The sequence below is a fragment of the Bartonella sp. AA81SXKL genome, assembly GCF_042196945.1.
Classification (GTDB): domain Bacteria; phylum Pseudomonadota; class Alphaproteobacteria; order Rhizobiales; family Rhizobiaceae; genus Bartonella.
This window is the reverse complement of sequence record NZ_JBHIRH010000039.1, coordinates 1-3,984: the sequence shown is the minus strand read 5'-3', so window position 1 is coordinate 3,984 and position 3,984 is coordinate 1. Positions and strand designations below refer to the sequence as shown.

The 3,984-nt window shown below is 41.2% G+C and carries 5 protein-coding genes and 1 pseudogene; 5 read left to right on the top strand and 1 reads right to left on the bottom strand.

From position 1 onward, the window contains the following. The first annotated feature begins 39 nt into the window (after positions 1–39). The 5 genes and pseudogenes from ACFINZ_RS08995 to ACFINZ_RS08975 all read left to right on the top strand — a co-directional run bounded on the left by ACFINZ_RS08995 (position 40) and on the right by ACFINZ_RS08975 (position 3,596). Entirely contained in the window at positions 40–663 is a 624-nt protein-coding gene (locus ACFINZ_RS08995; RefSeq protein WP_375672232.1) for a lambda exonuclease family protein, read from the top strand. Positions 664–771: 108 nt separating this feature from the next. Beyond that, complete coding sequence (locus tag ACFINZ_RS08990; protein WP_375672231.1) at positions 772–1,620, top strand: hypothetical protein; 849 nt, start codon at positions 772–774, stop codon at positions 1,618–1,620. After that, the gene (locus tag ACFINZ_RS08985) at positions 1,617–2,177 is read left to right on the top strand and encodes a hypothetical protein (RefSeq protein WP_375672230.1); all 561 of its coding nucleotides are present in this window, start codon (positions 1,617–1,619) and stop codon (positions 2,175–2,177) included. The genes ACFINZ_RS08990 and ACFINZ_RS08985 overlap by 4 nt, the downstream gene beginning before the upstream one ends. A 125-nt stretch (positions 2,178–2,302) precedes the next feature. After that, a complete protein-coding gene (locus tag ACFINZ_RS08980) occupies positions 2,303–2,551 on the top strand; it encodes a hypothetical protein (protein WP_015857131.1) in 249 nt (82 codons plus the stop codon). A gap of 2 nt (positions 2,552–2,553) precedes the next feature. Then, positions 2,554–3,596: pseudogene (locus ACFINZ_RS08975) on the top strand (tyrosine-type recombinase/integrase). 275 nt (positions 3,597–3,871) lie between these two features. Here ACFINZ_RS08975 and ACFINZ_RS08970 read toward each other — a convergent pair. Beyond that, on the bottom strand, positions 3,872–3,984 hold a 113-nt coding region (locus tag ACFINZ_RS08970), incomplete at its 5' end, for a DnaB-like helicase C-terminal domain-containing protein (protein WP_375668797.1).

Below are 3,984 nucleotides of genomic sequence, written 5' to 3'. Positions count from 1 at the left end.
ATATAGAAACGCCACACGAACAGGGAACGGCGGTGTGAGATGGAACAAAGAACAGCAGAATGGTTTCAAGCGCGCTTAGGAAAAGTCACTGCTTCAAACGTTTACAATATACTCAGTAAGACAGCAAAAGGTTTGCCTACAAGCAAATATGAAGACTACAAAATCAAACTCATGACAGAACGCTTAATAGGTGAAATAAGCCAATCTTATACAACCGCGGCTATGCAATGGGGCATTGAACATGAAGAGAATGCCTTGAGAGAATATGAATTCATTTATGACGCAGAAGTCACAAGATGCGGGTTTATCCCCCACCCAAAAATGGAAATGGCGGGGGCTAGTCCTGATGGGTTGATTGGAGAGGACGGCTTAGTTGAGGTCAAATGCCCACAATCAACCACGCATTTGCGCTTCTTTATATATGACGAAATCAAGCCTGAATATATCGCACAAATGCAATTCCAAATGGCGTGCACAGGACGCAAATGGTGTCATTTCATGAGCTATAATCCAAACTTTGTAGGCAGATCTACTGGTTTGAGAATGAAAATCAAACGCATCAACCGTGATGAGCAATACATTGAAGAGATTAATAAAGCTGTCGAAATCTTTTTAGGGGAAATAGAACAAGAGATGCAAAAGATTTTGGCAAAAGCTGCTTAAACCTATGGGGGTGCTCTCTCCTCCCCGCACCCCCACCCTTCTTAACACTTTCAAGTAATGCGTGATTCACGCCACGGGTGGATTGTACGCAAATCAAGGAAATAAACCATGGAAAAGAAATACGAACTTACTGATGAAACAACTGAGGTTGATGGCAAAACTCTCCACCGCATTCGTGCCTTACGAGACTTTGGTGGTATTAAAGCAGACGACCTAGGCGGTCTTATAGAACATGAAGGCAACTTATCCCATGAGGGCAATTGTTGGATTTGGTATAAGGCTTGTGTTTTTGGAGATGCCCGTGTTTATGGCAATGCACTTGTTTTCGATGAAGCAAAAATTTCCGATAATGCACGTGTTTACGAGAGCGCACACGTTTTCGATGAAGCGCGCGTTTACGGTCGTGCAGAAATTTATGGAGAAGCAAAAGTTTACGGTGAGGCATGCGTTTACGGCAGGGCAGAGGTTTACGATTGTGCACGCGTTTTCGATGAAGCACGTGTTTACGATAAGGCAGAGGTTTACGGTTGTGCACGCGTTTACGATTATGCAAAAGTTTTAGAAAATGCACATGTTTACAGTTATGCATATGTTTCCGATAAGGCAGAAGTTTATGGCAATGCAAAAGTTAAAGACGGACATGTAGGCGATAGTGCAAGGATTTATGGTGATGCTAAAATTTATGATCATGCAGAAGTTTACGGTAATGCATGCGTTTCCCATAATGCAGAGGTTTATGGTTATGCCAAGGTTTTTGGTGATGCCTTGGTTTTTGGCAATGCACATGTTCATGGGCGTGCAAAAGTTTACAATGATGCACGCGTTTTCGATGAAGCACGTGTTTACGATAAGGCAGAAATTTACGGAGAAGCAAAAGTTTACGGTGATGCAGAAGTTTACCGTAGCGCACACGTTGATGACTATAACGCCATATCAACTGGAGAAAAGACCAGATGAAAAAATATGAACTGACAGATGAAACAATCGAAGTTGGGCGCAGAACGCTCCGCCGCATTCGTGCACTGAGAGATTTGGGGGACGTCAAGCAAGGTGATCTTGGCGGCTATATCGAGAAAGAAGACAATCTAAGTCATGATGGCAATTGCTGGATTGGGGATTATGCAAAAGTCTATGGTTATGCCAAGGTTTTTGGTGATGCTAAGGTTTACGAAAATGCACAAGTTTACGGTTATGCACATGTTTACGGCAATTCTCGTATTTATGGCAAAGCAGAAGTTTTCGATGAACCATGCATTTACGGTCATGCAGAAATTTACGGTGATGCATATATTTGCGGTGAACCTAGCGTTTTTGATAATGCAGAAGTTTATGGCAATGCACAAGTTTACGAAGAGCCATACATTTACGATAGGGCGCGTGTTTACGGCAATGCGCAAGTTTACGGTGATGCGCATATTTACGGTCATGCAAAAATTTACGGTGATGCATGTGTATGTTGGAACGACTGGATTGATGACGATAGAAGAATCTCAACTAGAGAAAAAACCAGATGAGAAAATAACGAACTACTAATCTTATAGTATCTCTATAAGCCGTTTCTAACACCGAAAAACCAACTTTTAAACACCAGCGTGATTCACACCACGGGGGAATTACATCTCAATGAAGGGGAATAAACATGCCACACCGCCCACCTACTATCACGCAACCAGCTATTGCTCGTGCTTTAAGAGAAGCTAAAAAACAAGGATGTGAACTCATAGAAATCAAACCTACAGGGGAATTATTAATTCATATCAATAAAACCATAACACCAACAACGACAGATAATACTTATAGCATTGACGATTTTCCACCACTTGAAAACGAGCAAGAAGACTACGAGACCAGCAAAAGTTGCCCCTCTGTCGACGGTATAAAGTTTTAGCCATGCCAAAACGCCGTCCGCCGCATCTTGTTCGTGAACGTACACGCCATGGTAAAGTTATATGGTATGTACGTATTGGTCATGGACCACGGTTTCGGATTGAAGGAACCTATGGAACGCAAGAGTTTGTTGATAATTATACGCTGGCTATTAAACAAGCTCAAAATGGCTCCTCCAAAACAAAGAGGCGTACCAGACTCACAGAAGGGTCTTTCGATTGGTTGTTGCATCAGTATTTACAAAGCATGCAATGGCATAATCAATCAGAATCTACTAAAAAAGTTAAATATCGAATTCTGAATAATGTTTCTAAACATATCGGTGATCGTGCATATAAAAGCATAAACAAACAACACATTCTTGAAGCCGTAGATAGAAGGCGAGAGACCCCCGCGGCGGTAAAACATTTTTTGACCTCTTTAAACAGTCTCTTTAATTGGGCGGTTGATAATGATCTTTTGAATAGAAATCCTGCTTTTAATTAAAAGCACCAAAATCTTTAAACAGTGGGGGATTACTGCCATGGCTAGAAGAGGACATAGACAAATATTATCACCGTTGGTCACATGGTACACATGAACGCGTCTGGATTGATGTTCTTCTTTATACAGGCTTGCGTCGTGGTGATGCCGTTCGTATCGGCTGGAAAGACGTCAAAGATAATATCATTTATCTCAAAACAGAAAAGAGCCAATTTAAAACAGATGTTTTTCTCCCGATTTTGCCAGAACTCGCAGAAATACTTAAAATTGGACCTATTGGAGATGAAACATTTATTTGTGGTAAAGGTGGAAATAAGCTTGTCAAAGAAAGTTTTGGCAACCTCTTTCGTGAAGCATGTAATGCGGCGGGTATTAAAAAATCAGCGCACGGATTGCGAAAATTAGCAGCAACACGTGCAGCCAATGCTGGTGCGACAGTTTCGCAAATGAAAGCGCTTTTTGGCTGGACAGAAGATAAAATGGCATCCCTTTATACCAAAACAGCTGATAGAAAACGACTTGCAATAGAAGCAATCAAAAAGCTACAAAAAGGTTCGGGATAGACATAAAATAAGTTAAAATAATCAACGGAATCAAAACTCCCGAACTTTTATATAACTTATTGATTTTATATAAATATAACGCTCCCACCCCCTCCGCCACAGCACTTTTATGGTGCTATAACTTTGTAGCTTGCCAGCGGGTGTAGCTTGCCAGCAGGTTTTGTATATTTTGACACTAGGTTTTGTACCAATTTATTTTTTCTCAAAGAGTTTTAAAGGGTCTTCAAAGACCTTTCAAGGGTATTTAAAGCTCTCTTTAACGCATTTTTCTGCTCCTATTTTTCCAAATCACTAAAGCATGTAAAGTCGGGTTGAAAGGCAAGGGGAACGATTCCTGTCGGACCATGGCGTTGTTTTGCTATAATAACCTCGGCTTTACCCTTGGCTT

Excerpts from the sequence above, each read along its gene's own strand:
- ACFINZ_RS08995 (WP_375672232.1), top strand. The coding sequence starts at position 40 with ATGGAACAAAGAACAGCAGAATGGTTTCAAGCGCGCTTAGGAAAAGTC.
- ACFINZ_RS08990 (WP_375672231.1), top strand. The coding sequence starts at position 772 with ATGGAAAAGAAATACGAACTTACTGATGAAACAACTGAGGTTGATGGC.
- ACFINZ_RS08985 (WP_375672230.1), top strand. The coding sequence starts at position 1,617 with ATGAAAAAATATGAACTGACAGATGAAACAATCGAAGTTGGGCGCAGA.
- ACFINZ_RS08980 (WP_015857131.1), top strand. The coding sequence starts at position 2,303 with ATGCCACACCGCCCACCTACTATCACGCAACCAGCTATTGCTCGTGCT.